The sequence below is a fragment of the Microbacterium sp. NPDC058021 genome (assembly GCF_042885955.1).
GTDB lineage: Bacteria > Actinomycetota > Actinomycetes > Actinomycetales > Microbacteriaceae > Microbacterium.
Map to the genome: position 1 here is coordinate 563,040 of NZ_JBHVRF010000002.1, position 26,248 is coordinate 589,287.

At 71.8% G+C, this 26,248-nt stretch carries 23 protein-coding genes and 1 tRNA gene; 8 read left to right on the forward strand and 16 right to left on the reverse strand.

What is annotated here, in order from left to right:
* Window positions 1-215 precede the first annotated feature (215 nt).
* Window positions 216-1,643, forward strand: a complete 1,428-nt coding sequence (gndA, locus tag ACFVR6_RS06245) for an NADP-dependent phosphogluconate dehydrogenase (protein ID WP_386960307.1) — start codon at window positions 216-218, stop codon at window positions 1,641-1,643.
* The gene (locus ACFVR6_RS06250; protein WP_386959922.1) at window positions 1,598-2,107 is read left to right on the forward strand and encodes a VanZ family protein; all 510 of its coding nucleotides are present in this window, start codon (window positions 1,598-1,600) and stop codon (window positions 2,105-2,107) included. The genes gndA and ACFVR6_RS06250 overlap by 46 nt, the downstream gene beginning before the upstream one ends.
* Before the next feature lie 71 nt (window positions 2,108-2,178).
* On the opposite strand, the gene ACFVR6_RS06255 is transcribed toward ACFVR6_RS06250, so the two are convergent.
* Window positions 2,179-3,531 carry an FAD-binding oxidoreductase gene (locus tag ACFVR6_RS06255; RefSeq protein WP_386959924.1) on the reverse strand — a complete coding sequence of 451 codons (1,353 nt, stop codon included), beginning with the start codon at window positions 3,529-3,531 and terminating at the stop codon, window positions 2,179-2,181.
* Window positions 3,532-3,693: 162 nt separating this feature from the next.
* Between ACFVR6_RS06255 and ACFVR6_RS06260 the strand changes: the two genes are divergently transcribed.
* Window positions 3,694-4,428 (forward strand): response regulator transcription factor, encoded by a 735-nt coding sequence (locus ACFVR6_RS06260; protein WP_386959927.1) that lies wholly within the window; start codon window positions 3,694-3,696, stop codon window positions 4,426-4,428.
* Complete coding sequence (locus tag ACFVR6_RS06265; RefSeq protein ID WP_386959928.1) at window positions 4,425-5,918, forward strand: sensor histidine kinase; 1,494 nt, start codon at window positions 4,425-4,427, stop codon at window positions 5,916-5,918. The genes ACFVR6_RS06260 and ACFVR6_RS06265 overlap by 4 nt, the downstream gene beginning before the upstream one ends.
* A 955-nt stretch (window positions 5,919-6,873) precedes the next feature.
* On the opposite strand, the gene ACFVR6_RS06270 is transcribed toward ACFVR6_RS06265, so the two are convergent.
* The 8 genes from ACFVR6_RS06270 to ACFVR6_RS06305 all read right to left on the reverse strand — a co-directional run bounded on the left by ACFVR6_RS06270 (window position 6,874) and on the right by ACFVR6_RS06305 (window position 15,419).
* On the reverse strand, window positions 6,874-8,412 hold the full coding sequence (locus ACFVR6_RS06270; RefSeq protein WP_386959930.1) for an FAD-dependent oxidoreductase: 1,539 nt from the start codon (window positions 8,410-8,412) through the stop codon (window positions 6,874-6,876).
* Window positions 8,412-8,705 (reverse strand): hypothetical protein, encoded by a 294-nt coding sequence (locus ACFVR6_RS06275; RefSeq protein ID WP_386959932.1) that lies wholly within the window; start codon window positions 8,703-8,705, stop codon window positions 8,412-8,414. The genes ACFVR6_RS06270 and ACFVR6_RS06275 overlap by 1 nt, the downstream gene beginning before the upstream one ends.
* 10 nt (window positions 8,706-8,715) lie before the next feature.
* Window positions 8,716-9,594: an FAD:protein FMN transferase gene (locus tag ACFVR6_RS06280; RefSeq protein WP_386959935.1), complete on the reverse strand. Its 879-nt coding sequence runs from the start codon at window positions 9,592-9,594 to the stop codon at window positions 8,716-8,718.
* Window positions 9,591-10,058 (reverse strand): FMN-binding protein, encoded by a 468-nt coding sequence (locus ACFVR6_RS06285; RefSeq protein ID WP_386959938.1) that lies wholly within the window; start codon window positions 10,056-10,058, stop codon window positions 9,591-9,593. Before ACFVR6_RS06285 ends, ACFVR6_RS06280 begins: the two co-directional genes overlap by 4 nt.
* Window positions 10,059-10,130: 72 nt before the next feature.
* Window positions 10,131-12,869, reverse strand: coding sequence for a cation-transporting P-type ATPase (locus ACFVR6_RS06290; protein ID WP_386959941.1), 2,739 nt, complete (start codon window positions 12,867-12,869; stop codon window positions 10,131-10,133).
* Window positions 12,870-12,876: 7 nt separating this feature from the next.
* Complete coding sequence (locus ACFVR6_RS06295; RefSeq protein ID WP_386959943.1) at window positions 12,877-13,911, reverse strand: ribose-phosphate diphosphokinase; 1,035 nt, start codon at window positions 13,909-13,911, stop codon at window positions 12,877-12,879.
* Window positions 13,901-15,346: a bifunctional UDP-N-acetylglucosamine diphosphorylase/glucosamine-1-phosphate N-acetyltransferase GlmU gene (gene glmU / locus ACFVR6_RS06300; protein WP_386959946.1), complete on the reverse strand. Its 1,446-nt coding sequence runs from the start codon at window positions 15,344-15,346 to the stop codon at window positions 13,901-13,903. The genes ACFVR6_RS06295 and glmU overlap by 11 nt, the downstream gene beginning before the upstream one ends.
* 1 nt (window position 15,347) lies before the next feature.
* Window positions 15,348-15,419 (reverse strand) — tRNA-Gln (locus ACFVR6_RS06305).
* 71 nt (window positions 15,420-15,490) lie between these two features.
* On the opposite strand from ACFVR6_RS06305, the gene ACFVR6_RS06310 reads away from it, so the two are divergent.
* The gene (locus ACFVR6_RS06310) at window positions 15,491-15,988 is read left to right on the forward strand and encodes a MarR family winged helix-turn-helix transcriptional regulator (RefSeq protein ID WP_386959949.1); all 498 of its coding nucleotides are present in this window, start codon (window positions 15,491-15,493) and stop codon (window positions 15,986-15,988) included.
* Window positions 15,989-16,008: 20 nt separating this feature from the next.
* Here ACFVR6_RS06310 and ACFVR6_RS06315 read toward each other — a convergent pair whose 3' ends face one another.
* Window positions 16,009-17,514: an aldehyde dehydrogenase (NADP(+)) gene (locus ACFVR6_RS06315; protein ID WP_386959952.1), complete on the reverse strand. Its 1,506-nt coding sequence runs from the start codon at window positions 17,512-17,514 to the stop codon at window positions 16,009-16,011.
* 133 nt (window positions 17,515-17,647) lie between these two features.
* Here ACFVR6_RS06315 and ACFVR6_RS06320 point away from each other — a divergent pair, with 133 nt between their 5' ends.
* From ACFVR6_RS06320 to ACFVR6_RS06330, 3 genes are all read left to right on the forward strand, one after another.
* Window positions 17,648-19,471 carry an ABC-F family ATP-binding cassette domain-containing protein gene (locus ACFVR6_RS06320; protein ID WP_386959954.1) on the forward strand — a complete coding sequence of 608 codons (1,824 nt, stop codon included), beginning with the start codon at window positions 17,648-17,650 and terminating at the stop codon, window positions 19,469-19,471.
* Between the two features lie 99 nt (window positions 19,472-19,570).
* Window positions 19,571-20,557, forward strand: a complete 987-nt coding sequence (locus ACFVR6_RS06325) for an ABC transporter ATP-binding protein (RefSeq protein ID WP_386959957.1) — start codon at window positions 19,571-19,573, stop codon at window positions 20,555-20,557.
* Complete coding sequence (locus ACFVR6_RS06330; RefSeq protein WP_386959960.1) at window positions 20,554-21,366, forward strand: ABC transporter permease subunit; 813 nt, start codon at window positions 20,554-20,556, stop codon at window positions 21,364-21,366. Before ACFVR6_RS06325 ends, ACFVR6_RS06330 begins: the two co-directional genes overlap by 4 nt.
* Before the next feature lie 58 nt (window positions 21,367-21,424).
* On the opposite strand, the gene ACFVR6_RS06335 is transcribed toward ACFVR6_RS06330, so the two are convergent.
* The 6 genes from ACFVR6_RS06335 to ACFVR6_RS06360 form a co-directional block, all read right to left on the reverse strand.
* The gene (locus ACFVR6_RS06335) at window positions 21,425-22,342 is read right to left on the reverse strand and encodes an ABC transporter substrate-binding protein (RefSeq protein WP_386959963.1); all 918 of its coding nucleotides are present in this window, start codon (window positions 22,340-22,342) and stop codon (window positions 21,425-21,427) included.
* Between the two features lie 20 nt (window positions 22,343-22,362).
* Entirely contained in the window at window positions 22,363-23,106 is a 744-nt protein-coding gene (locus ACFVR6_RS06340; RefSeq protein ID WP_386959966.1) for an ABC transporter permease, read from the reverse strand.
* The gene (locus ACFVR6_RS06345) at window positions 23,103-23,792 is read right to left on the reverse strand and encodes an ABC transporter permease (protein WP_386959969.1); all 690 of its coding nucleotides are present in this window, start codon (window positions 23,790-23,792) and stop codon (window positions 23,103-23,105) included. Before ACFVR6_RS06345 ends, ACFVR6_RS06340 begins: the two co-directional genes overlap by 4 nt.
* Complete coding sequence (locus ACFVR6_RS06350) at window positions 23,789-24,526, reverse strand: ABC transporter ATP-binding protein (protein ID WP_386959972.1); 738 nt, start codon at window positions 24,524-24,526, stop codon at window positions 23,789-23,791. The genes ACFVR6_RS06345 and ACFVR6_RS06350 overlap by 4 nt, the downstream gene beginning before the upstream one ends.
* Window positions 24,527-24,528: 2 nt before the next feature.
* Window positions 24,529-24,819: a DUF427 domain-containing protein gene (locus ACFVR6_RS06355; protein ID WP_386959975.1), complete on the reverse strand. Its 291-nt coding sequence runs from the start codon at window positions 24,817-24,819 to the stop codon at window positions 24,529-24,531.
* Between the two features lie 92 nt (window positions 24,820-24,911).
* On the reverse strand, window positions 24,912-26,240 hold the full coding sequence (locus ACFVR6_RS06360) for a GNAT family N-acetyltransferase (protein ID WP_386959978.1): 1,329 nt from the start codon (window positions 26,238-26,240) through the stop codon (window positions 24,912-24,914).
* Window positions 26,241-26,248 lie beyond the last annotated feature (8 nt).

A 26,248-nucleotide genomic window follows, 5' to 3' on the forward strand; every position in this document is an offset into this window, starting at 1 on the left:
CGAAGCACGCCCGGTCAGTGCACACATCCACCTCGTAGCAAGGAGAAGGCGTGTCTTCGAACGCCCCCGCCGGTTCGGCGAACGACATCTCGACCGACAAGGACCAGGGTCCGGCCTCGGCCGACGTGCACGAAGGCGCGCCCAGCGCCGAGGACGTCGCCCGCCCGGCGGCCACCCCCACCGGCCCCGATGCCGATCGCGAGCCGGTCGCCAACATCGGCGTCGTCGGACTCGCCGTCATGGGATCGAACCTCGCCCGCAACCTCGCTTCCCGCGAGGGCAACACCGTCGCGGTGTTCAACCGCTCGCGCTCCAAGACCGACGAGCTCGTGGCCACCCATCCCGAGGCCGGCTTCGTGCCCGCGTTCTCGTACGACGAGTTCGCCGCCTCGCTGCAGCGCCCGCGCACGGCGATCATCATGGTCAAGGCCGGCGCGCCCACGGATGCCGTCATCGACTCCTTGACGGCCGTGTTCGAGCCCGGCGACATCATCGTCGACGGCGGCAATGCCCTGTTCACCGACACGATCCGTCGCGAGAAGGCGGTGCGCGAGACCGGCATCAACTTCGTCGGCGCCGGCATCTCCGGCGGCGAGGAGGGTGCGCTGACCGGCCCGTCGATCATGCCCGGCGGCTCCGACGAGTCGTGGGTGACCCTCGGCCCGATCCTCCGCTCCATCGCCGCGGTCGCCGAGGGCGAGCCGTGCGTCACGCACGTCGGCCACGACGGCGCCGGTCACTTCGTGAAGATGGTGCACAACGGCATCGAGTACGCCGACATGCAGCTGATCGCGGAGGCCTACGACCTCATCCGCCGCGGCACCGGCAAGACCCCGGCCGAGATCGCCGACGTGTTCGCCGAATGGAACCGCGGCGAGCTGGAGTCGTACCTGATCGAGATCACCGCCGAGGTGCTGCGCCAGGTGGATGCCACGACCGGCCGCCCGCTCGTGGACGTCATCCTGGACCAGGCCGGCGCCAAGGGCACCGGCGCCTGGACCGTGCAGACGGCGCTGAACCTCGGCACCCCGGTGTCAGGCATCGCGGAGGCCGTGTTCGCGCGGTCGCTGTCGAGCCACCCCGAGCAGCGCGACGTGTCGCACGACCTGCCGGGCGCCACCGAAGAGCTCAGTGTCGAGGACACCGACGCGTTCATCGAGGACGTGCGCCTGGCGCTCTACGCCTCGAAGATCGTCGCCTACAGCCAGGGCTTCGACGAGATCCGCGCCGGCGCCGCCGAGTACGACTGGGCGATCGACCTGGGCGCGATCGCGAAGATCTGGCGCGGCGGGTGCATCATCCGCGCCCAGTTCCTCAACCGCATCTCCGACGCCTACGTCGCGACCCCGGACCTGCCGGTGCTGCTGACGGCGCCCTACTTCGTCGACGCGCTCGGCCGCGCACAGGACGCGTGGCGCCGCATCGTCGCGACGGCAGCGACCTCGGGCATCCCCGCGCCGGCGTTCTCGTCGTCGCTGGCGTACTACGACGGGCTGCGCGCCGAGCGCCTCCCCGCCGCACTCATCCAGGGCCAGCGCGACTTCTTCGGCGCACACACCTACAAGCGCATCGACAAGCCGGGCACCTTCCACACGCTGTGGTCGGGCGACCGCACCGAGATCGAGGCCGAGGACACCCACTGACACACGCACGGCTGCCGATCCGGGGCCGCCGCGGGCGCTGGGCGCTTGCGGCGGCCTCGGTCGTCTACCTGGCGTGGGTCGCCTCGCTCACCCTCGGGCCGCAGCCCGAGGGAGCCGGCGGTGGCCTGCGCGACCTCGCGTCGTGGTTCGACGGTTGGGCGCCGACCGCGTGGCTGACCTATCCCGTGCTGGAGTTCGTCGCCAATGTGGTGCTGTTCGCACCGCTCGGGGTGCTGTGGGTGCTGTGGGCGGGCATTCGCCGGTGGTGGTTCGCCGCCGGCTCAGGGCTGCTGTTCAGCGCCGCGATCGAACTCACGCAGGCGCTCGCGCTGCCCGAGCGCTACCCGGACGTGCGCGATCTGGTCGCCAACACCCTCGGCGCGGCTGTGGGTGCGGCGGTCGTCGCCGCGATCGCCGCCGCGTCGCACCGCGCGGGTGGCCCGCGCCGCGCCGCGAGCCACTGAGGCACCGTCGCAGGCGCGCCACAGACGGGCGCGGGAAGGTCGGGGCGCGGCGGGCGCGGCGATTCCAGGCGTCAGGCGGGCAGGACGTTGTGGTTGCGGCGGAAGAGATTGCCCGGGTCCCACTGCCGCTTCACCTCTCTGAGGCGCGCGAGCGTGGCGGGCGGGTACATCCGGGTGACGTAACGGTCGTCGGCGGCGATCGTGAAGTTCCCGTACACCGCGATGCCGATCGCCTCGATCGCCTCCCAGTCCCGGGCCAGCCGCGCCCGTTCGGCGTCGTCGACCACGCCGGGGATGTCGAACCCGCCGGCCATGGCGAACCAGGTGGCGTCGCGGGCGGCCCAGGCCGTGGCATCCTCCGGCACATCGCCGTACGCCCCGCCGAGCGATCGCAGCAGGAGCACCGACGCGTCGCTGGACGCGCGGAACGCCGTGAGACGTTCGATCGCCTCGTCGGTGAGGGCGGGCAGCAGCGCGTTGCCGCCGACGAACCCCGGCATCGGCATGTCGGGGTCGGCGGGCGGGGTCTCGAGCAGGATGTCGGGGTAGGCCGCAGGGCCGAGCACCCGCTCGGTGACGCCCTCGATCGCGGCGACCGGCGCGAGCAGTCGTCGGAGCTCCCCGGGATCGTCGCCGAGCCACACCGCCTCCAGGCTCGCCCCGGCCGGGGCGCTCGGGTCCATCGACGGCACGTCGCTGTAGGTGACCGTCAGTTCCCGTGGGGCGTGCGCGAGCACCTCGCGCAACGCCCGCAGCACAGCGGTGCGGTCGGCATCGATGCCGTAGCCGGCGCGCACGAGGGCCGGGAGCGCGTGGGCACGGAAGTCGAAGCGCGTGATCACCCCGAAGTTGCCGCCGCCGCCGCGCAGCGCCCAGAGCAGGTCGGGGTGGGAGTCGTCGGTCGCCTCGACGACGTCGCCGGCGGCGGTGACGACCTGCACTCCGATGAGCTGGTCGGCGGCGAGCCCCCACGCCCGCACCATCCAGCCGATGCCGCCCCCGAGGGTGAGACCGCCCACACCCACCGACGCGGTGTCGCCCGAGCTGATCCCCACGCCGCGTGCGGCGAGTGCGCGGGCCACCTCGCCCCAGACCGCTCCCCCGCCGATCCGCACGACGGCACCGTCGGCGGCGGGCTCGACGGTCACCTCGGTCACTCCCCCCAGATCGATCACGACACCGCCCGGCGGTGCGCTCCACACGCTGTGCCCGCCGCCGCGGACGACGACCGGAACATCGTGTGCGGCAGCCCAGACCACCGCGGCCCGGACGTCGGCCACGGTGCCCGGACGCACGACCACATCGGGCGCGCCGACGCCGGAGTGGTAGCGCCGCGCGTCCTCCCACGCGGCGTCGTCGGGAGCGGTCACCGGTCCCGTGTGCGCTCCCCGCAGCAGGTCGATCTGCTCGCTCGTCACCGTCATGCCGACACGATAGGACCGGCCTCCGACACGCGCACCCCCTCCCTCCGACGGTGCGCCCGGGCAGCCGCCCCAGGCGGACGTCCGGCCGATGGCATCCGGCTCACAGCCTGCGCATAGACGGCTCCATAGGAATCTCATACCGCGAGGGTCACAATGGGGGTCATGACCGAGAGCACGACCCACCCCGCACTCCGCCGCCCCGACGGCTCTGCCGTCCGGGTGCTCGTCGTGGACGACGAGCAGATGCTCACCGACCTGCTGTCGATGGCCCTGCGCATGGAGGGCTGGGAGGTGCGCACCGCGGCATCCGGATACGACGCCCTGCAGGTCGCGCGCGAGTTCGAACCCGACGCGCTGGTCCTGGACATCATGATGCCCGACCTCGATGGCATGGCCGTGCTGCAGCGCCTGCGTCACGCCGGCAACGATGTGCCGGTGCTGTTCCTGACCGCCAAGGATGCCGTCGGCGACCGCGTCGCGGGGCTCACCGCGGGCGGCGACGACTATGTGACGAAGCCCTTCAGCCTGGAAGAGGTCGTCGCGCGGCTGCGCGGCCTGATGCGCCGCGCCGGCACCGCCGCGATCGCCGGCAACGAGCCCATCCTGCGGGTGGGTGACCTCACCCTCAACGAGGACTCGCACGAGGTCGACCGCGGCGGCCGGGCGATCGAGCTGACGGCGACGGAGTTCGAGCTGCTGCGCTATCTCATGCGCAACCAGCGACGGGTCGTGTCGAAGGCGCAGATCCTCGACCGTGTCTGGAACTACGACTTCGGGGGTCGCTCGAGCGTCGTGGAGCTGTACATCTCGTACCTGCGCAAGAAGATCGACCAGGGTCACGAACCCCTCATCCACACCGTCCGCGGCGTCGGCTACATGATCAAAGCCCCGCAGTGAGCGCCGTCGACGACTCCACCGAGCCGACGCCGCGCCGCCGGCGGTGGAGTCTGCAGACCCGGCTGATCGTCGCCGTCGTGTCGATGGTGTCGCTCATCCTCATCGCGGTGGGCCTCGCGACGGGGACCATCCTCGGCACGATCCTGCGGGAGAACCTCGACGCGCAGGTGCAGGCGGCGACCGCCGAGATCCGCACGAACCCCGACCAGACCGCGGCCGACGTGCTGGAGGCGAGCCGGCAGGGCGCGGGGACGCTGCTGGTGATGCGGACGGTCGGCGAGACGACCGGCGCGTACATCGACGACGACCACGGGGTGGTTTCGCTCGGCACCGATGAGCTGGTCAAGATCGTCAACGCGATCGACTACCAGGGGTTCAGCACCATCATGGTGCCAGGGATGGGCGAGTACCGCGTGTTCGTGCGCGCCGAGCCCTCGGGCGTGTTCGCCGTGCTGGGGCTTCCCACCACCGAGGTCTCCGCCACGATCGCACGCATCCTGACGACTGTGACCCTCGTCACGGCGGGCGGTCTGCTGCTGCTGGCGGCCGCGATCGCCGTGATCATCCGCTCGTCGCTGCGGCCGCTGCGCGCCGTCGCCGACACCGCCACCCGGGTGGCATCCCTCCCCATGGCCCACGGCGACGTGTCGATCGGTGAACGCGTGCCCGAGTCGGAGGCCGACCCCGACACCGAGATCGGGCGCGTGGGCGCGGCACTGAACACGCTGCTGGATCACGTCGGCGAATCGCTCACCGCGCGGCAGCGCAACGAGGAGCGCATGCGGGCGTTCGTCGCCGACGCGAGTCACGAGCTGCGCACGCCCCTGGCATCCATCCGCGGCTACTCCGAGCTGTCGCTGCGGGCACTGCGGGTGGCCCCGACCGCGCCGGAGACGGCGGACAACACCGAGCAGGCGCTGGAGCGGATCCAGGCCCAGTCGCTGCGGATGACCTCGCTCGTGGAGGACCTGCTGCTGCTGGCGCGACTGGATGAGGGCCAGGAGCTGGTGTACGGCTCGGTGGACCTGTCGCAGCTGGCCATCGAGGCCGTGGGCGACGCCCGCGTCGCGGGGCCGGAGCACCTGTGGCGCCTGGACGTGGGCGAGGAACCCGTCGTGATCGCCGGGGACGCCGCACGGCTGCACCAGGTGGCGGCGAATCTGCTGGCCAACGCCCGCATCCACACCCCCGCCGGCACCACCGTGACCACCACGGTGGCGCGAGAGGACGGCAGCGCGGTGCTGCGCGTGCACGACGACGGGCCGGGCGTGGACCCCGGCATCGTCGACGAGCTGTTCGAGCGGTTCTCCCGCGCCGACCGCTCCCGTACCCGTCAGACCGGCGGCACGGGGCTCGGGCTGTCGATCGCGGATGCCATCGTCAAGGCGCACCACGGCGAGCTGACCGTAGACAGCCGCCCCGGCGACACGACGTTCGAGATGCGCCTGCCCATCGCCACCGAGGAGACCGAGAGCCCCGAGGCATCCTGAGGCCGGCGCGCGCTTCGCTTCGCGGCGCCGGCCCGCGCCGACTGGGTTCGGTCGTCGCGATTGTGCCGCTGCCGCGACGTCCGCGTGCGCCCGTTCGGGCTCCGGTCGCCGGCGTTCGGTCGTTGCGAATGCCCCGTTGCCGCGCTGGAAGCGGACGGATGCGACGACCCGACCTCCGCGCGCGGCGCGGGTGCCCGCTCGGTCGTCACAAACGCCCCCGAACGGCGTCGACACGGGACGGATGCGACGACCCAACCCCGCGCGCCGCGCGGCCGGGCCCGGCTCGGCCGCCCCGCCCAGTGGTCGCGAAAGCCCCGCATCTGCGCCCGCAACACCCGGATGCGACGACCCAACCTCCCGGCACGGCACCTGAACCCGCTCCGTCGTCACGAAAGCCCCGGAACCCCTCCCGCAAGGGACGGATGCGACGACCCAACTTCCGGGCAGGACACCTGGCCCCGCTCGGTCGTCACGAACGTCCCGGGAGGGGCGCCGCAGGGGGCGGATGCGACGACCCAGCTTCTGGGCACGGCACCTGGCCCCGCTCGGTCGTCAACGTCCCGGGAGCGGCGCCGCAGGGGGCGGATGCGACGACGCAACCCCGTGCGATAGGGGGGCGAACGGGGCCCGTTGGGTCGTCACGAACGTCCCGAAAACCACCCCGCCAGGGGCGGATGCGACGACCCAACTTCCGGGCAGGACGCCTGGCCCCGCTCGGTCGTCACGAACGTCCCAGCAACCACACCGCAAGGGGCGGATGCGACGACGCAACCCCGTGCGATACGGCACGGGGCGGACGGGCCCGTTGGGTCGTCACGAACGTCCCGAGAATGACGACTACAGGGACGGATGCGACGGCCCAACCCCGCTCGGCGCGGCGCGGCGGCGCGGGCGCGGCCACGGCGCGCCCCGCGGCCCGGCGACGCCCGCCGGCGGCCACGGCGCCGCAGCGCGCTCAGTACCCCGAGAACGCGTCCGTCGTGATCGAGCGCGCCTTCTCGAGCGCGGGCGCGAGTTCGGCGATCAGCCGCGGCGGCCCCGAGATGTAGGCGTGGCGGGCGGCGATGTCGGGGACGACGCGCAGCAGCCCGTCGGCGTCGAGCCGCACGCCCCGCGCCCACTGCCAGTGCGGCGGCAGGTCGGCGGGCTGGTCGCGCGTGAAGACGATGACCGGCACCCCCGCAGCTGTGAGCTCGTCACGGAATGCCAGCTCCGACGCCTCGGACGCGACGTAGACGAGCACGATGTCGCGCTCCTGGCCCGTCAGCCGCAGTTGCGTGAGCTGCGACACGAAGGGCGTCACGCCGATGCCGGCGGCGACCATGAGCACGGGGCTCGTCTCGCGGCGCGGCAGGACGAAGTCTCCCCACACACCGGTGACCGCGAGCGGGTCACCGGGCTGCACCGCAGCAAGGGCCTTCTTGTAGCTGGACTGGGAGCCGGTGCCCTCGCGGAAGGCGATGCGCAGCGCCGGCAGTTCGGCGGGGGCCGACACGATGCTGAACTCGCGCCGCGTACCGCGGGCGTCGGGGTGGTGGTGCGGCACTTCGAGCTCCAGGAACTGTCCCGGCACGAACGACAGCCGCCGCTTGGTGCGGAAGCTCAGCTGCCGCACGGTGGGGGTCAGCTCGGCGCGGTCGGTGAGGGTGAGGCTCACCGATGCGCGCCACGCGAAGAAGAACGCCACGAGGTTGCCCACCAGCAGTGCGCGCTCCTGGCCGAGGGTCATGATGCCGATGTCGATGGGCCAGCCGGCGAGCACGCCCACGACGGCGGCGACGGTGAGCTGCTGCCAGCGACGCGGGGGCATCGTGAGCGGCTCGGACAGCATGAAGGCACCGAGGAAGAGGAATGGCGACTGGGTGACGACCTGCCACAGCAATTCGCCCCCGACGATGGGGAGCCCGGCCTGCTGGTACTGCGCCGATGTCCGCACGAACGCGACCGCGACGGCGATGAGCCAGAACACCGCGATGATGCGCACCTTCTCGGTGCGCAGCAGGACGAGGCCGCCCAGCAGCAGCACCGGGAGCGCGAGGGCGGGTGAGCCCACCCACCACGCCGACGTGCCGATGCCGGTGAGCGTGACGACGGTCGCACCCACCGCGGCCGGGTTGAAGATGTGCCGGCCGCGCCAGGCGAGGAGGTACTTCGACAGCGACGCCACCGCGCCTCCCGCGGCGATGCCCGCCAGCGGCAGCAGCTCGACCGAGGGGCGCAGCACGAACAGCAGGATGTGCGCCGTGATGAGCGAGGATTCCACCCGCCACGGCAGCTTCAGCAGGCGCTGCGCCGCGGCATCCACCAGGCTGCAGGCGGCGGCCAGCACGACGAGGGTCGCGACCAGTTCCAGCGGGGTGGGACCGACCAGCCCGAACAGGGACAGCACGAAGGCGGTGACCGCGAGCCCGGCGAGGGCCAGCAGCACCAGGCGGTACATCGACATGCGCCCGAGCACGGCGAACACGCGGCTCCACAGCGCGGTGAGCGACATCAGACGGCCTGCCGCGGCTGGACGGCACCATCGGGCACCGTGACGACGACGGGATCGCCGGGGCGGAAGACGCCGCCCACCGTGAGGACGGACATGACGCCCGCGAGCCGCACGAAGCGGCCCTCGCCATCGCGGTGCACGAGCTCTTTCATGAGGCCTTTCCGGTAGCCGTCGATCTGTCTGCAGGGGTTGCCGAGCCCCGCGCCGAGCCGGATGCTCTCGCGCACCGGCTGGGTGAAACCGCGCGCATCGTCGCGCGCGACCGCGACGACGTGGGCGCGCGGTTCGGTCATGGCATCCACGCTAGCGCGACCCGGTGAACACCTCGGCCGGGCAGCCGGGCGACCAGTCGACGGTGCCGTCGGTGCCCATGCGCACCCACGCCACCTGCCACGCGGCGGCGAGCTGCTCGCCGCCGCGGAAGAACAGCGCCGTCGCGATCGCGTCGGCGCGCATCGCGGTCGAAGCGACCGCCCACGTGGCCGCGATCGTGCGCACGGGCTCACCGGTGCGCGCGTCGAGCACGTGATGCAGCCTCTCGCCCCACGCACGGCGGTTGACCGCCGAGGCGCACAGCGCGGCATCCGTCACCTCCCACACCCCGACGGCGCGGGAGGGATCGTAGGGATGCTCCAGGCCGATGCGCTGCGCCGGGCCCCGCACCGCGAGGTCGCCGCCGGCGTCGACGACCAGGTCGCCACCCGCCCACGGCTCGAGCGCCGCGCACACGAGGTCGACGAGGCGGCCCTTGCCCAGCGCCCCCACGTCGATGGTGGCGGGACCCGCCAGGCGCAGGACGCCCTCGTCCCAGGTCAGGCGCGACCGCCAGTCACCCGGCGCTGCGAGGGCGCCGCGGTCGACGAGCGTGTACGTCGCGTCGTAGCCGCGGTGCGCGAGCGCGTCGCCGACGAGCGGGTCGACCGCTCCCCCGGTGGCATCGGTGAGCGCCGCGTACGCCGTCAGCATGTCGGCGGCGTCGGCCGGAGCGGGCACGCTGCCGCCGTCGCGCGCGAGGCGGGCGATCAGCGAGTCGTCGCGAAAGCGCGACCACTCCCGGTCGAAGCGGTCGATGACGGCGGATGCCGCGGCGCGCGCTGCGGGATCGAGGGGCTCGGCCGTCTCGATCTCCCAGCGCGTGCCGATCGCCTCGAAGCGCCACACCGCGCGCCCCCGGCCCGTCACTGCGCCGCGTCGGCCTTGATCTGCTCGATCGCGTCGTTGAACCCGCCGCTGGTGAGTGAGGAGCCCGCCACGCGGCTCACCGAGATCTCGTCGATGTCTTTGCCGACGACGACATCGGAGATGCCGCCGATGAACTCGCCCTGGTAGCGCTCCGACTCCGGGCGGGTCGGGTCACCCACGACCTCCACGGCGGTGATGACGTCGTCGGAGAGTTCGACGGTCACCTGGATCTGCTCGACGGACTCGGGGGTGGCGTAGGAGCCGGATGCCTCGTAGGTGCCGTCGGCGTAGGTGGCTTCGCCGCTGGACGACCCGCTGCCGGTGTCACCGCCGGTGCCGGACCCGGTGTCGGCGGTCGTGTCCGTCTCCCCCGACGCGCAGCCGGCGAGCAGCACGATGCCGGCGACGCCGGCGAAAGCGGCGGTGCGGCGGACGGAGCGGGGGACGTCGGTGATGCGTGCCATGGGGGGCCTCCTCTTGCCGGGGATGGTCCCCTTCACGCTACCCATGCAGCGCCGCAGAACCCTCCGAAATCCCTATGCATGTGCATGCACGGAGCGTCGGCGCAGGGCTTTGAGCGCTTCGACGGCGAGGAAGATCGCGATCGACAGCACGACCGGCAGCACCCACGAGCCGACCGAGAGGGGACGAGAGCCGAACAGGTCGTTCATGAACGGGGCGTAGGTGTACACCAGCTGCAGCGCGATGAGGGCGGCAGCCGACCACCAGATGATGCGGTTGCCGCGGAAGACGTCGAGCGTCAGGCTCGAGCGGGTCATGAAGCGGCAGTTGAACAGGTAGGCCAGCTGCCCGAGCGCGAGCATCGCGACCGCCTCGGTGCGGGCGTAGTCGATGTCGACGCCGGTCGCGGCGACGCTGTAGAAGAGTCCGATGGTGGCGCCGCCGATGAGCAGCGACACGACGGCGACGAAGCCCAGCTCGCTGCCGCTGACGAGCGACCCGCCGGGCTTGCGGGGAGGCCGGGTCATGATGCCGCGCTCGGCGGGCTCGTAGGCCAGCGCGAGGGACAGCGTGATGGCGGTGACCATGTTGATCCACAGCACCTGGACGGGGGTCAGCGGCAGCGCGAGACCGAACACGATCGCCACCAGGATCACGAGCGACTGCGCGCCGTTGGTGGGAAGGAGGAACACGACCGACTTGCGCAGGTTGTCGTAGATGCGCCGGCCTTCGCGGATGGCGCTGCGGATCGTGGCGAAGTTGTCGTCGGCCAAGACGATCTCGGCCGCTTCCTTCGTGGCCTCGGTCCCCTTGATGCCCATGGCGATGCCGACGTCGGCGCGTGTGAGGGCGGGCGCGTCGTTGACGCCGTCGCCGGTCATGGCGACCACTTCGCCGTGGGACTGCAGCGCCCGCACGATGCGGATCTTGTGCTCGGGGCTGGTGCGCGCGTACACGTCGACGTCCTGCACGACGCGCGCGAGCTGGTCCTGACTCATCGCCTCGAGCTCGGTGCCGGTGAGCACCCGCACCTCGTCGCCCGCGGCCAGGCCCATCTCGCGGCTGATCGCGAGGGCGGTGCCGGCGTGGTCGCCGGTGATCATCTTCACGCGGATGCCGGCGGTGTGGCAGTCGGCGATGGCTTCGATCGCCTCGGGGCGCGGCGGGTCGAGGATGCCCCACAGGCCCAGGAACTCGAGTTCGTGGAGATCGTCGATCTGCAGCTCGCCGTCGGCGGGGGCGGGCTTGCGGGCGGCGGCAAGCACGCGCAGCCCCTGCGCGCTGAGGTCGTCGATGGCGCCCTCCCAGAACGGGATGTCCAGGGCCACCGGTCCCGCGTCGCCCCGCTGTGTGCGCGAGCGCTCCAGCAGCCGGTCGGGCGCGCCCTTGACGAGGATGGCCCGCGAGCCGTCGGATGCCTCGTTGAGGGTGGCCATGAACTTGTTCGCCGAGTCGAAGGGCACCACCCCGACGCGGCGCGCGCCATCGGAGGAGACACCGCCCTTCATCGCCACGACCTTCAGCGCGCCCTCGGTGGGCTCGCCGACGAGCGTCCATCTGCCGGGCCCGTCGCCCTGGCCCACCGAGGGGTCGGGCACGATGTGCGCGTCGTTGCAGAGGGTCGCCACCGCCAGCAGCGGCGCGAGGTCGCGGCGCTGCTCCGGCGATGGATCCGCGTCGGGCTGCGCGGCCGGGCTGATCCGGCCCGCCGGGTCGTACCCGAGCCCGGTGGTGACATAGGCGCCATGGGCGGTGACGAGGCGGCGCACCGTCATCTCGTTCTTGGTGAGCGTGCCCGTCTTGTCGCTGCACACGGTGGTGACCGCCCCCAGCGTCTCGACGGAGGCGAGCTTGCGGGTGATGGCGTTGCGCTTCGCCATCTGCTGCACGCCGATGGCGAGGGTGATCGTCACGAGCGCCGGCAGGCCCTCCGGGATCGCCGCGACCGCGAAGCCGATCGTCGCCGAGATGAGGTCGCCGAACGGCATGTCGTGCAGGAACCGGCCGATGAGCAGCATGACCGCGGCCATGCCGAGGATCACGATCGTCAGCACCCGGCCGAACGAGTCGAGCTGCTTGGTCAGCGGGGTCGTGATCGACCCCGCCTCGCCCACGAGCGCCTGGATCGTGCCGATCTCGGTCTGCCCGCCCGTGGCGGTGACGATGCCCCGCCCCTGCCCGGCCGACACGATCGTGCCGGAGAACGCCATCGAGCGGCGGTCGCCGACACCGGCATCCGCCGACACCGGCTCGATGTCCTTCGACGACGGCACCGATTCGCCGGTGAGCGCCGCCTCGTCGATGCGCAGCTGGAACGACTGGAACAGACGCAGGTCGGCCGGTACCTTGTCGCCGGGCATGAGCCGCACGACGTCGCCCGGGACGAGCTCGGCGGCGGGGACCGTGGCCCACGCCCCGTCGCGGCGCACGCTGGCGTCGCTGGAGAGCATGCCACGGATGCCGGCCAGCGCCTTCTCCGCGCGTCCTTCCTGCACGAAGCCGATGATCGCGTTGATGATCGCGACCGCCATGATCACCCAGAAATCCAGCCAGTCGGCCATGATCGCCTTGATGACCGCGGCGCCCAGCAGGATGTAGATGAGCGTGTCGTTGAAGTGCGCGAGGAACCTCAGGATCGCCGGCTGGCGCGGCGGCTCCGGCAGCTCGTTGCGCCCCACGATCTCGAGTCGCTCGGCCGCCTCGGCGGAACTGAGCCCGCTGCGTTGCGAGCCCAGTTCACGCTCGACCTCCGCGACATCCAGGGCGAACGGCCGGGTGACCGTCGGGGGGACCTGCGTGTCGCGCGGGGTCATGATTCTCCTATGCGGCTCCGTCGAACATGCTCGTGACCGACCCGTCCTCGAAGACCTCCTGGATCCCGCGTGCCAGCAGCGGCGCGATGGGGAGGACCGTGAGACTCGGGAACCTCTTGTGCTCCGGCACCGGGACGGTGTCGGTGACGACGACTTCGTCGATCGCCTCGCTCTGCAGGCGCTCGCTGGCCGGGTCGCTGAAGATCGCGTGGGTGGCGGCGACGATCACGCGCTGCGCACCGTTCTTCTTCAGCGCTTCGGCGGCCTTCACGATCGTCCCGCCGGTGTCGATCATGTCGTCCACCAGCAGGCACACCCGGCCCGAGACGTCACCGACGATCTCGTTGACGGTGACCTGGTTGGCCACGTTCGGGTCACGGCGCTTGTGGATGATCGCCAGCGGGGCGCCCAGGCTGTCGGACCAGGTGTCGGCCACGCGCACGCGGCCGGTGTCGGGCGAGACGACGGTGAGGGCGGCGCGGTCGGCCTCCGACAGCGTGTTGCGGAAGTACTCCAGCAGCACCGGCTTGGCGAAGAGGTGGTCCACGGGCCCGTCGAAGAACCCCTGGATCTGCGCGGCGTGCAGGTCGACGCTCATGACGCGGTCGGCGCCGGCGGTCTTGAGCAGGTCGGCCACGAGGCGGGCCGAGATCGGCTCGCGACCGCGACCCTTCTTGTCCTGACGCGAGTACGGGAAGTAGGGCGCCACGACGGTGATGCGCTTGGCGGACGCGCGCTTGGCGGCATCCAGCATGATGAGCAGCTCCATGAGCCACTCGTTCACGGGCGGGCCGAACGACTGGATGAGGAACACGTCGCAACCGCGGATGGAGACCTCGAACCGCGTGAGGATCTCCCCCGATGCGAACGTGCGGTACTCGGTCGGCACGAGTTCGGTGCCGATCTGCTCGACGACCTCTCGTGCCAGTGCGAGGTGTGACCGACCCGAGGCGACGACCAGCCGCTTCTTCGTCTTCGCGACGACGCCGGGAGCGATGTCCCGGCTTCTGTCGAGGTCTACCGTCTTGTTCTTACGCGCCATCGTCCGCTTCCTGTGCGGACCGAGCCCGGGCCGCGAGATCGGCGGCCCTGGTTCCCGGTCGGTTCGTCTCGACCCACCCCTCGACGTTGCGCTGGGGGGCGACGCTCAAAGCCAGTGCGCCGGCGGGGACATCCTTGCGGATGACGGCGCCTGCACCTGTTTTCGCGCCATCTCCGATCCTAACCGGCGCGACGAAGACGTTGTGCGACCCGGTGTGCACTTCATCACCGATCTCGGTGCGATGTTTGGCGATGTCGTCATAATTCGCCGTGATCGCCCCGGCTCCGAGGTTCACTCCGGTGCCGATCGTGGTGTCGCCGATGTACGACAGGTGCGGCACCTTGCTGCCGGCGCCGATCGTGGAGTTCTTCGTCTCGACGAACGTGCCGATCTTGCCGGCGTCGCCGAGGTAGGTGCCCGGGCGCAGGTAGGCGAAGGGGCCGACCGTGGCCTTCGCGCCGATGACGGCGAGGGTCGCGTCGGTGCGGGTGACCGTGGCATCCTCCCCCACCTCGCAGTCGACCAGGCTCGTGTCGGGTCCGATGACGGCCCCGGATGCCACGGTCGTCGCGCGCAGCACGTGGGAGCCGGGCAGCACCGTGACGTCGGGGGCGAGCGTGGCGGTGACATCGATCCAGGTGGAGGCGGGGTCGAGGATCGTGACGCCCTCGAGCTGCCAGCGCCGCACGACGCGGGCGTTGAGGGTGCGGGCCGCCTCGGACAGCTGCACACGGTCGTTGACGCCGAGCGCGGAGGCGGCGTCGGGTGCGGTGACGGCGGCGACGGTCGCGCCGTCGGCGCGCAGCAGCCCGATGACGTCGGTGAGGTACTTCTCGCCCTGCGCGTTGGTGGTGCCCACGCGCGGCAGCTGGGCGCGCAGCGCGTCGGCACGGAAGACGTAGACGCCGGCATTGATCTCGGTGACGGCGGCCTCGGCCTCGTCGGCATCCTTCTGCTCGACGATGCGGGCCACGGCTCCGGTGGAGTCGCGGATGACGCGGCCGTAGCCGGTGGCGTCGTCGAGCACCGCGGTCAGCAGCGTCGCGGCGGCGTGCGAGGCGCGGTGCACCTCGACGAGGCGGGCGAGGGTCGCGGCCTCCAGCAGCGGCACGTCGGCGGAGAGCACGAGCACATCGCCGGTGAAGCCGTCCAGGCGCCCCATGGCCACCTCCACGGCGCGGCCGGTGCCGGGGATGTCGTCCTGGTCGACGATGTGCACCTCCGGCGCCACCCCTGCGACGGCGTCGGCGACGAGGTCGCGCTCGTGCCGCACGACGACGAGGACCTGCTCGGGACCGAGGTCGCGGGCGATGTCGAGGACGTGGCCCACCAGCGGCCGCCCGCCGATGCGGTGCAGCACCTTGGGGAGCGCGGATTTCATGCGCGTGCCCTGGCCGGCAGCGAGGACGATGACCGCGAGTGCGTTGTGTGTCATGCTCCGCCGCCAGGACTCGAACCTGGACCTAACAGCTCCAAAGGCTGTCGTGCTGCCATTACACCACGGCGGACCGGCGGCCCCTCGGGCAGCCTCGTCAAGTCTGCCAGAGGGGCGCTCGCGCGGTGACCGCATAATGGGGGCATGGTTCAGGGGACGGATGAGGTCGACCGCATCGTCGGCGCGTGGCAGAAGCAGCGACCCGATCTGGACTTCTCCCCGCTCGAGGTGCTCTCGCGCGTGGACCGTCTGTCGCGTCACCTCGACCGTGCCCGCCGCGACGCGTTCCGCCGCAGTGACCTGGAGCCGTGGGAGTGGGACGTGCTCTCGGCGCTGCGCCGCGCGGGCGACCCCTTCCAGCTCAGCCCCAAGCAGCTGCTGCAGCAGACGCTCGTCTCCAGCGGCACGATGACCAACCGCATCGACCGTCTCGTCGCGCGTCGGCTCGTGCGCCGCGAGGGTGACCCCGCCGATGGCCGGAGCGTGCTGGTGACCCTCGCCGGCGACGGCAAGACGCGGGTGGATGCCGCGATCACGCGTCTCGTGGATGCCGAGGCGACCCTGCTGTCGGGACTGTCGAAATCGGACCGCGACCGGCTGGCGGCGCTGCTGCGCAAGCTCAGCCTCGGCTTCGACGTCTGACAGCGACGCCACTCGACGTCTCAGGGCAGCACGAGCTCGCCGTCGACGCGACGCGGGATGCGCAGCGGGTTGGCCTCCTTGAGGGCGTCGGGCAGCAGGGCGTCGGGGAGGTTCTGGTACGCGACCGGGCGCAGGAACCGCGAGATCGCGGCCATCCCGACCGACGTCGTGCCGACCGCCGTGGTGGCGGGGTACGGTCCGCCGTGCTGCTGCGCCCACGTGACCGAGACGCCGGTGGGCCACTGGTTCCACAGCACCCGGCCCGCCTTCTCGGCCAGCACCGGCACGAGGGCCGCCGCGATCTCGTCGTCGGGCTCGGCGAAGACGGTCGCGGTGAGCTGACCCTCCAGCCGGCGCGCGATGTCCACGAGGTCGGCTTCGTCCTCGTAGGCGACGACGAGGGCGGCCGGGCCGAACATCTCGGCCATGAGCGTGTCCATCTCGGCGGCGAGGCGCTCGGCGGTCGTGGCGAACACGACCGGGGCGGATTCGTCCTCCGACACCGTGCCGGCGATCGTGCGGACGCCGTCGACGGCCGCGGTGCGGGCCACTGCCGCCCGGTAGCCCTGCTCGATGCCGTCGTTGAGCAGCGGGGTGGCGGCGGGCAACTGCTGGCCGCCGAGGGCCGCGAGCAGCTCGGAACCGGCGGGCACCAGGATCACGCCGGGCTTCGTGCACAGCTGGCCGGCGCTGCCGGTGACCGATGCGAGATAGTCGGCGGCGAGTGCGGCGGGGTCGCGGTCGGCGGCGCGCCGCGTGACGAAGGCCGGGTTGGTGCTGCCGAGCTCGCCGAAGAACGGGATCGGCTCGGGGCGGGCCTGGGCGATGTCGAACAGCGCCCGCCCGCCCGTGACCGATCCGGTGAACGCGGCCGCCTTCACGGCGGGTGCCTGCAGCGCGCGCACGCCGGCATCCGTGCCGTAGATGATCGCGAAGACGCCGTCGGGCGCCCCGGCTCCGCGCAGGGCGCCCTCGACGACGGCGGCGGTGGCCGCCGACAGCTCGGGGTGGCCGTGGTGGGCCTTCAGCACGACGGCGTTGCCGGCCGCCAGGGCGCTGGCGGTATCGCCGCCGGCGACCGAGAAGGCGAACGGGAAGTTGCTGGCGGCGAAGACGAGGACGGGGCCGATGGGCTCCAACACGCGCCGCAGGTCGGGGCGCGGGGCTCCCATGGGCCACTGCGGGTCGGCGTGGTCGATGCGGGCATCGAACCACGCGCCGTCCTCGAGCATCTCGCCGAACATGCGCAGTTGAAAGGTGGTGCGCCGGAGCTCCCCGCGCAGGCGCGCCTCGGCCAGGTGCGTCTCACGCTGGGCGATCGGCACGAGGTCGTCGGCGGCGGCATCCAGGCCGTCGGCGACGGCGCCCAGCGCAGCGACGCGCGCGGCGACGCTCGCGCGCTTCCACTCGGCGCCCGCGGCTGCGGCAGCGCGCACGATGTCGTCCACGGCGGCCGGTGAGGTGGGTGCGATGGTCACGGTGCTCCTTGCTGTCGAGGGCGTTCCCCCGACCCTGCCATATCCCACCCCCCGAGTGAGAAATCCTTTTCTGGATGAGACGCCACGCAGTGCGGCGCGTCTCATCCGAGAAGTGGTTTCCGAGCGGTGTGGGCGCAGCCGCGCAGCAGCGCCCAGGTGGGGCACCTACGCTGGAGGGAACATGGCGCATCTTCTCGGGGCCGAAGCCCTGCATCTCGAATACCCCACCCGTGTCGTCTTCGACGGCGTCTCGATCGGCGTCGACGAAGGCGACCGCATCGGCATCGTCGGCCGCAACGGCGACGGCAAGTCCAGCCTCATGGCGATGCTCGCCGGCCGCGTCACGCCCGACTCCGGGCGCGTGACGGTGCGCGGCGGCGTCACCGTGGGGGTGCTCGATCAGGCCGACACCCTCCCCGACGACATCACCGTCGGCGAGGCGATCGTCGGCGATCAGGCGGAGCACGAGTGGGCGGGCGATGCCCGCACGCGCGATGTCGTGGCCGGGCTTGCGGCCGATCTGCCGTGGGATGCCACCCTCGGCACCCTCTCCGGAGGCCAGCGGCGCCGCGTCGCCATCGCGCGCCTGCTCACCGGCGACTGGGACGTGCTCATGCTCGACGAGCCGACCAACCACCTCGACGTCGAGGGCATCGCGTGGCTGGCCGAGCACCTCAAGCGCCGCTGGTCGGCGAATTCCGGTGCCCTGCTCGTCGTCACCCACGACCGCTGGTTCCTCGACGAGGTGTGCACGCGCACCTGGGAGGTGCACGACCGCCTGGTCGAGCCCTTCGAGGGCGGCTACGCCGCCTACGTGCTGCAGCGCGTCGAGCGCGACCGTCAGTCCGCGGTGATCGAGCAGCGTCGGCAGAACCTCGCCCGCAAGGAACTCGCGTGGCTGCGCCGTGGCGCCCCCGCCCGCACCTCCAAGCCGAAGTTCCGCATCGACGCCGCCAACGAGCTCATCGCCGACGTGCCCGAGATCCGCGACCCCGTGACCCTGCAGTCCCTCGCCGTCGCGCGGCTCGGCAAGGACGTCGTCGACCTCCTCGACGTCTCGGTGTCCTACCCCGCCACCGACGGCCGCGGCGTGCGCGATGTGCTGCGCACCGTCGAGTGGCGCATCGCACCCGGCGAGCGCACCGGCATCCTGGGCGTCAACGGCGCCGGCAAGTCGACGCTGCTCGGGCTCATCGCCGGCACCGTCGAGCCCACCGCGGGGCGGGTCAAGCGCGGCAAGACCGTCAAGGTCGCCACCCTCACCCAGCGGATGGACGAGCTGGACCCGCACCTGAACGACCCGGTGCGCGTCGTCATCTCGGGTCTGCGCACCAGTTACACCCTCGGCACCGGTTCCAAGGCGCAGGATCTCACCCCCGGCCAGCTGCTGGAGCGCATGGGGTTCTCCAGCGCCCAGCTCTCCACCCCCGTCAAGGACCTCTCGGGCGGGCAGAAGCGGCGCCTGCAGCTGCTGCTGATCCTGCTGGAGCAGCCGAACGTGCTGATCCTCGACGAGCCCACCAACGATCTCGACACCGACATGCTCGCCGCAATCGAGGACCTGCTGGACTCGTGGGCGGGCACCCTCCTCGTCGTCTCGCACGACCGCTACTTCCTCGAGCGCGTCACCGACCAGCAGTACGCGATCCTCGACGGACATCTCAGGCACCTCCCCGGCGGCATCGACGAATACCTGCGTCTGCGCCAAGCCCAGCAGCGTGCCGCCGCCGCGGGCCCCGGTGCCGCGGCCGCTGCGACCCCGGCGCCCGCCTCGACCCTGTCCGGCGCGGAGCGCCGCACCGCAGAGAAGGAACTGTCGGCGCTGGACCGCAAGATCGAGAAGCTGCAGAAGGGCCTCGACGAACTCGATGTGAAGATCGCCGATTCCGCCGGCTCGACCGCCTACGACGACGTCGCCGACCTCTACCAGCGTCGCGACGCCCAGGCCGCCGAAATCGCAGCCCTCGAGGAACGCTGGCTGGAGCTGGGCGAAGAGCTCGGCTGACCCGCCGCTCGACAAAGCCGGGCACGCTGGTGCACGGTGGCCTCAGGCGGCCGGGGCTCCCCCGCGCACGCGAGAGTGCACCCTGACCGAGGAGACGCCGTGACGGCCCAGCCCTTCCCTCCGCCCGCTGCGGCATCCGCCGCCGAGACGACCACGCCGACCGTGCGGGCATCGGGACTGTCCAAACGCTTCGGCGAGCGCGACGTCGTCTCGGACCTGTCCTTCAGCGTGGCCCCCGGCCACGCCTTCGGACTGCTGGGGCCCAACGGCTCGGGCAAGACCACCACCGTGCGCCTGCTCACCGGGCTCCTCACCCCCGACCGGGGCGAGGTCACGCTGTTCGGCGAGCCGGTCACGCGCACCGGCGCGGACGAGCTGCGCCGGCGCATCGGCGTGCAGACCGACACGAACCTGTACGAGACGCTGAGCGCGCGGGAGAACCTGCGTACGTGGGGCGCCCTGTACGGCATCCCCCGGCCCGAGCTCGACGACCGCATCGACGCGGTGCTCACGGTGCTGGGCCTCCAGGAGCGGGCGGGCTCGCTCGTGGGCGAATTCAGCAAGGGCATGCGCCAGAAGCTCTCGGTCGGCCGTGCCGTCATGCACGAACCCGACCTGCTCTTCCTCGACGAGCCCACCGCAGGTCTGGACCCCGAGGCGGCGGCCGACCTCATCGACTACCTCAAGCGCATGATCCGCTCGCTCCACACGACCGTCATCATCTGCACGCATCAGCTGCACGGCCTCGAATCCCTGTGCGACGACATCGGCATCATCCGCCACGGGCGTCTGCTCACCGCCGGTCCCGTCGCCGACCTGCTGGCCCGCCGGTGGCCGGAGCGCCGGCAGCAGCTCACCGTCGGGGGCGACACCGCCCGCGCGCGGGAGGTCGTGGCATCCGCCACCGGGCGCCCACCCACCGTCGACGACGCGGGGCGGCTCGGCTTCGCCGCGGGTGAGGAGGGCGTCGCCGCGGTCGTGGCGGCCCTCGTGCGAGCGGGGATCCCGGTGCACGCGGTCGTCCCCGAGACGCCGACGATCGAGCAGCTCTACTTCGCCACGCTCGAGGAAGGAACGGGCGCATGATCGATCGACGCCGGGTCTGGGCGGTGGTCCGCAAGGACTGGCTGGAGATCTCACGCGACAAGCAGGTGATCGCGCCTCTCGTCGTCGTCCCGCTGATGTTCGCCGCGTTCATCCCCGCCGTCGTGCTGCTGCTCGGCCGCACCGGCATCCCCGCCTCCAGCATCAGCGGGTTGCAGAGCTTCCTCGACAACCTCCCCGGCGGCATCGTGCCCGGTGGCTTCTCACCGGAGCAGACCGTCGTCTACGCGGTCGTGGTGTACTTCATGGCGCCGTTCTTCCTGCTCATCCCGCTCATGGCCGCCAGCATCACCGCCAGTTCCAGCCTCGTCGGTGAGAAGGAGCGACGCACGATCGAGGGCCTGCTGTACTCGCCGCTGAGCAACCGCGAACTGGTGCTCGCGAAGGTGCTCGGCTCGGTGATCCCGGCGGTCGCGATCACCTGGATCGCGTTCGTCGTGTACGCCCTCATCGTCAACACGCTCGGCGGGCCACTGCTGGGCGGGATCTTCTTCCCCACCTGGACCTGGGTGGTCGTCGTCGTGGCGCTCGCCCCGCTCGTGGGCTTTCTCGCCACGAGCCTCATCGTCGCGGTCTCGGCCCGCTCCACCACGATGCAGGGCGCGCAGGGGACGGCGATGTTCGTCGTCTTCCCGGTGCTCGCGATCATCATCGGGCAGTCCACGGGACTCATGCTCTTCGACGCGACGGTCGCCCTCGCCACCGCCGCCGTGCTGCTGGTCGTCGACGTGGTGGCCTTCGTGCTCATCGTCGCCCGCTTCGACCGCGAGCGCATCATCACCCGCCTGTAGCGACGACGATGCCGCCGGGGTCGCGCTCCCCGGCGGCATCGTCGTGTGGATCAGCGGGTCAGAGCAGACCGTTCTCCTCGAGCCACGCCGACGCGATGTCGGCCGGGGACATCTCGTCCTCGGTGCTCTGCACGTTCAGTGCCACGAGGCCCTCGGGCGTCAGCGCGGCACTGATCGGGTCGAGCACCTCGGCCAGCTCGCCGGCGAGGTCGGCGCTCACGACCGGCACGACGTTGGATGCCAGGAACAGCCCTTCCGGGTCGTCGAGCACGACGAGGTCCTCGGTCTGGATGCGCGGGTCGGCGGTGAACACGTTCGCGATGTTCACCTCACCGGCCACGAGTGACTCGACCGTCGTGTCGCCTGTCGCCTCGAAGGCCACGTCGACGCCGTACACGTCGGCGAGGCCGGTGGGCCCGTAGGGGCGCTCGGCGAGCTCGGGCGGGCCACCCAGGGTGAGCGGCACGGTGAGGCCCGCGAGATCGGCGATGGTGGTCACGCCGTTGTCCTCGGCGAACGCCGCGGTGACGGTGTAGGAGTCCTGGTCGGTCGCGGTGGACTGCTCGAGCACCGTGATGCCCTCCGGCAGCGCGTCCACGAGCGCCGCGTAGACGTCGTCGGCGGTGCGCGCCTCGGTGTCGGGCTCGAAGTACTGCAGCAGGTTGCCGGTGTACTCCGGGAACACCGTGATGGCGCCGCTCTCGATCTCGGGCATGTACGCGTCGCGCTGGCCGATGTTGAACGAGCGCTCCACGGTGTAGCCGGCGTTCTCCAGCGCCTGCGCGTAGATCTCGGCGATGATCTCGTTCGAGTAGTACGCCTGCGAGCCGACGACGATGGTCTCGGTGTCCGCCCCGGCATCGCCGGTGTCGGTGGAGAGCGGGTCGGACGAAGCGCAGCCGGCGAGCACCGCGGTCGCGAGGGCGAGGGCTGCGGCGCCGCCGAGCAGGCGGCGCGGAATGCGTGCGATAGGCATGGTGATTTCTCCTCGGTACGTCAGGACGGGACGGGGGTGCGGTCGGTGGGGCGGGGTGCGGCGGTGGTCGCGCGGCGGGTGTCGCGGGCGGCGCGTCCTGCGCGCAGGCCCCGGGGCACCGCGGCGCGCTGCAGCAGGGCGAACGCCAGGTCCAGCAGCAGGGCCAGTGCGATGATCAGCAGCGCGCCGCCGAGCACCATGTCGTAGCGGCGCAGCGGGATGCCGGCGATGATGTACTGCCCGAGACCGCCGAGGGCGACATACGCGGCGATCGTCACGGTCGCCACCACCTGCAGGGTCGCCGAGCGCAGCCCCGCCACCAGCAGCGGCATGCCCAGCGGCACCTCGATGCGCCACAGCACCTGCCACTCGGTCATGCCCATGGCACGGCCGGAGTCGAGCACCGCGCGGTCGATGGCCTCGACGCCGGCGTAGGCGCCGGCGAGGATCGAGGGGATGGCCAGCAGCACGAAGGTGACGACCCCCGCTTCGGGGCGGTTGAGCACGCCGAGCAGCAGCACCAGCAGGATCAGCAGCCCGAAGGAGGGCACGGCCCGCGCGGCGCCGGAGATGACCACCGCGATCTCACGCCCCCGGCCGGTGTGGCCGATGAGCCAGCCCAGCGGCACCGCGATGAGCGCGGCGATGACGACCGAGACGGCGGTGTAGGCCAGGTGCACCCCCACGGCGGTGCCGATGGATGCCGCTCCCGACCACTGCTCGGGGGCGAAGATCCAGGCCAGCGCCTCGAGGAAGAGGTTCACACCGTCACCTCCGCGGTCGTGGCGGCCCTGCGCACCCGCGACGTCCCGCGGGAAGTCGCCCGGCTCCACGGCAGCAGCAGGCAGCCGCCGAGCACCAGCAGCAGGTCGATCACGACGGCGATGAGCATGACGGCGACGATGCCGGCGAGCACTTCGGGCACGATGCGCCGCTGCAGCCCGTTGGTGAACAGGTAGCCGAGGTTGGTGACGCCGATGAGCACGCCGACGGTGGCGAGGGACACCGTGCTCACGGCGGCGACCCGCAGTCCCGCCAGGATGACCGGCCCCGCCAGCGGCAGGTCCACGCCCCAGAACCGGCGCACCGGGCCGTAGCCCATCGCGATCGCGGCGAGGCGGGCGTCGGGGTCGACGGCGTCGAAGCCGTCGGCGACCGAGCGGGTGAGCAGCGCGATGGCGTACAGCGTCAGCGCGACGAGCAGGTTGATCTCGCTGAGGAAGCTCACCCCCAGGATGCCGGGCAGCAGCGCCAGCAGCGCGAGTGAGGGGATCGTGTACAGCAGCCCGCTGATGGTCAGCAGCGGCCCGCGCACCAGGCGATACCGCCACGCGACCCATCCCAGCGGCACGGCGCACACGAGCCCCAGCACCACCGGGATCACGCTCTGGCGGATGTGCTCGAGCGAGAGTTCGGCGATGAGGCCGAGGTTGGCCAGGACCCAGCTCACGGTGCGCGTCGCTCCCGTGCGCCGACGAAGGCCGCGACGAACTGCGAGGCCGGGCTCTCGCGGATCTCGTCGGGCGTGCCCTGCTGCGCGATGCGGGCGCCGCGCTCCAGGATGATCACCTGGTCGCCGAGGAAGAACGCCTCGTCGATGTCGTGGGTGACGAAGACGATCGTCTTGCCGATCTCGCGCTGCAGACGGGTGAGCTCGTCCTGCAGCTCGGCGCGCACGATCGGGTCGACGGCACCGAACGGCTCGTCCATGAGCAGGATGTTCGGGTCGGCCGCAAGCGCCCGGGCGACGCCCACGCGCTGCTGCTGTCCGCCGGAGAGCTGACTCGGGTAGCGGTCGGCCATCGCGGCATCCAGTCCCACCGTCGCCATGAGTTCGAGGGCGCGCTCGCGGGCAGGCCCCCGCGCGACGCCGTTCAGGCGCGGCACCGTGGCGATGTTCGCAGCCACGGTGAGGTGCGGCAGCAGCCCCGAGTTCTGCATGACGTACCCGATGCTGCGCCGCAGCGCCACGGCCGGGCGGGTCGCGATGTCGACGCCGTCGATCGTGATGGCGCCGGAGGTGGGCTCGACCATGCGGTTGATCATGCGCAGCAGTGTGGTCTTGCCGCATCCGGAGGAGCCGACGAACACCGTCGTGCGGTGCGGCGGGATCTGCAGCGAGAAGTCCTCGACCGCACGCGTGCCGTCGGGGAACGACTTCGAGACACCGCGGAATTCGATCACGCTCAGTCGCCGACCTGCACGTCCTGCCAGAACGCGACGTAGCCGGAGAAGTCCCGGCCCACTCGGTCGATCGCGCTGGGCAGGGGGTCGGGATAGGCGAACGCGTTGTCGGCGTGCCCGTCGACCGTGTAGTACTGGCACCGGCCCTTCCACGGGCAGGTGTAGGGCGTCGGGCTCTCGGTGAGCAGATCCCACGCGACGCTGTCGGGCGGGAAGTACCAGTTGCCCTCGATGCTGATGAGGTCCCCCTCGTCGGCCTCGGCGATCACGGTGTCACCCAGTCGTGCTCTCATCGCGGATCCTTCCGTCGCGTGAGCGTCAAGGGTAACCGCCCCCTCCGACACGCGCACCGTGTTGCGCAAGGGATCGCGCTGGACTATCGCCGTCAGTACCAGACGCTCAGTCGCGGCGGGACGTGCCAGCCGAACGTGCGCGCGGCGGCGTCGGCGTCGGTCGCCTGCACCAGGCCCGCCTGTGCGAGCGTGGCGAGCAAGACACCGCCGAGGTACGCCGCAGACAGCTCGCGCACATCCAGCGCGACCTCGACCGCCCCGGTCGGCCGGTCGTCGTCGGCGAGCCGCGTCACCGACGCGGTGCCGTCGGCGGCAGCGTCCAGCAGGAACCGGCCGCCGGCGATGCCGAGCAGGTCGGTCACATCGAGCACGAAGCGCCCGGGAGCGCCGTAGGAGCGGGCCTCGAGCGCCGCGGGCACGTCGAGGATGCGCAGGTACTGATGGTCGCGGAGTGTGATGGTCGCCGCCCGCTGGTCGTCGATCATCCACCACAGCGGCTCGTCGACCGACTGCTCGGACGCCTTCACGGTGCCGACGAGGTCGAGTTCGAGCAGGAACCGCCAGAGCCCCGCGTACGCGTCGTCGGTCGCGGTGAGCAGATACCCGACGGTGACGGTCGCCTTGGTGAAGTCGTCGTCGTTGCCCTCGACGGTGTAGACGGCCAGGCCCGTGACCTGTCCCCCGGCATCGGCGTACTGCACCGCGCGCAGCTTGTCGGTGTCCTTCGCGTCGCGGCGGGTGCCGGCGATGTTGTCCCAATGCCCCGCGGGCACCTCGATCTCGCCCGGTGCGCCGCGCCGGGCGCGGTCGTGCAACTCGGGCGCGAGTTCGCGCAGTCGCGCCCGCGGGATGAAGTCCACCCGCCCGTCGGGCTGCGGACCGACCCAGCGGGCACGCTTGGTCTCGATCGTCCACGACGCGGAGGCGGCGGCAGGCGCGAAGCCGTAGCGCCCGTACAGCGTCGACTCGCTGACGGTGAGCATGGCCATCGGCAGCCCCGCGCCGGCGGCGGCGCGCAGCTCCCCCTCCAGCATCGCCCGCGCGATGCCGCGGCGCCGGTGGGTGGGGGCGACGGTCACCGAGGTGATTGCGCACGACGGGATGGCGCGGCCCCCGGGGGCGCTGACCTCGGCGATCCACGAGGCGATGGTCGCCACCGGGGTGTCGGCCATGGGCGCCGCGGCGTCGTACACGCCGGTCAACCGGCGGTAGGCGGTCAGTTCACGGTTGACGGCGATGTGCTCGTCGTTGCGCTCACCGTCTTGAAAGCCGCGGGCGACGGCCTGCAGCCAGCCGGCGAACGCCGGTGGGTCGTCGTGGGAGACCGTGCGGTACTCCAGCCCCCGCGTGGTCAGCGCCTGCCGCGAGGCGGCGTCGACGGGGGCGGCCTTCCAGGCCTCGTTCGTCACGGAGTCGGTCATCGCCCCAT

Coding starts and splice junctions, on each gene's coding strand:
- ACFVR6_RS06275 (WP_386959932.1), bottom strand. CDS start 8,705: ATGACCGAACCGCGCGCCCACGTCGTCGCGGTCGCGCGCGACGATGCG.
- ACFVR6_RS06355 (WP_386959975.1), bottom strand. CDS start 24,819: ATGAGAGCACGACTGGGTGACACCGTGATCGCCGAGGCCGACGAGGGG.
- ACFVR6_RS06320 (WP_386959954.1), top strand. CDS start 17,648: ATGGCGCATCTTCTCGGGGCCGAAGCCCTGCATCTCGAATACCCCACC.
- ACFVR6_RS06330 (WP_386959960.1), top strand. CDS start 20,554: ATGATCGATCGACGCCGGGTCTGGGCGGTGGTCCGCAAGGACTGGCTG.
- ACFVR6_RS06290 (WP_386959941.1), bottom strand. CDS start 12,869: ATGACCCCGCGCGACACGCAGGTCCCCCCGACGGTCACCCGGCCGTTC.
- ACFVR6_RS06335 (WP_386959963.1), bottom strand. CDS start 22,342: ATGCCTATCGCACGCATTCCGCGCCGCCTGCTCGGCGGCGCCGCAGCC.
- ACFVR6_RS06360 (WP_386959978.1), bottom strand. CDS start 26,240: ATGACCGACTCCGTGACGAACGAGGCCTGGAAGGCCGCCCCCGTCGAC.
- ACFVR6_RS06255 (WP_386959924.1), bottom strand. CDS start 3,531: ATGACGGTGACGAGCGAGCAGATCGACCTGCTGCGGGGAGCGCACACG.
- glmU (WP_386959946.1), bottom strand. CDS start 15,346: ATGACACACAACGCACTCGCGGTCATCGTCCTCGCTGCCGGCCAGGGC.
- ACFVR6_RS06310 (WP_386959949.1), top strand. CDS start 15,491: ATGGTTCAGGGGACGGATGAGGTCGACCGCATCGTCGGCGCGTGGCAG.
- ACFVR6_RS06295 (WP_386959943.1), bottom strand. CDS start 13,911: ATGGCGCGTAAGAACAAGACGGTAGACCTCGACAGAAGCCGGGACATC.
- ACFVR6_RS06270 (WP_386959930.1), bottom strand. CDS start 8,412: ATGTCGCTCACCGCGCTGTGGAGCCGCGTGTTCGCCGTGCTCGGGCGC.
- ACFVR6_RS06285 (WP_386959938.1), bottom strand. CDS start 10,058: ATGGCACGCATCACCGACGTCCCCCGCTCCGTCCGCCGCACCGCCGCT.
- ACFVR6_RS06260 (WP_386959927.1), top strand. CDS start 3,694: ATGACCGAGAGCACGACCCACCCCGCACTCCGCCGCCCCGACGGCTCT.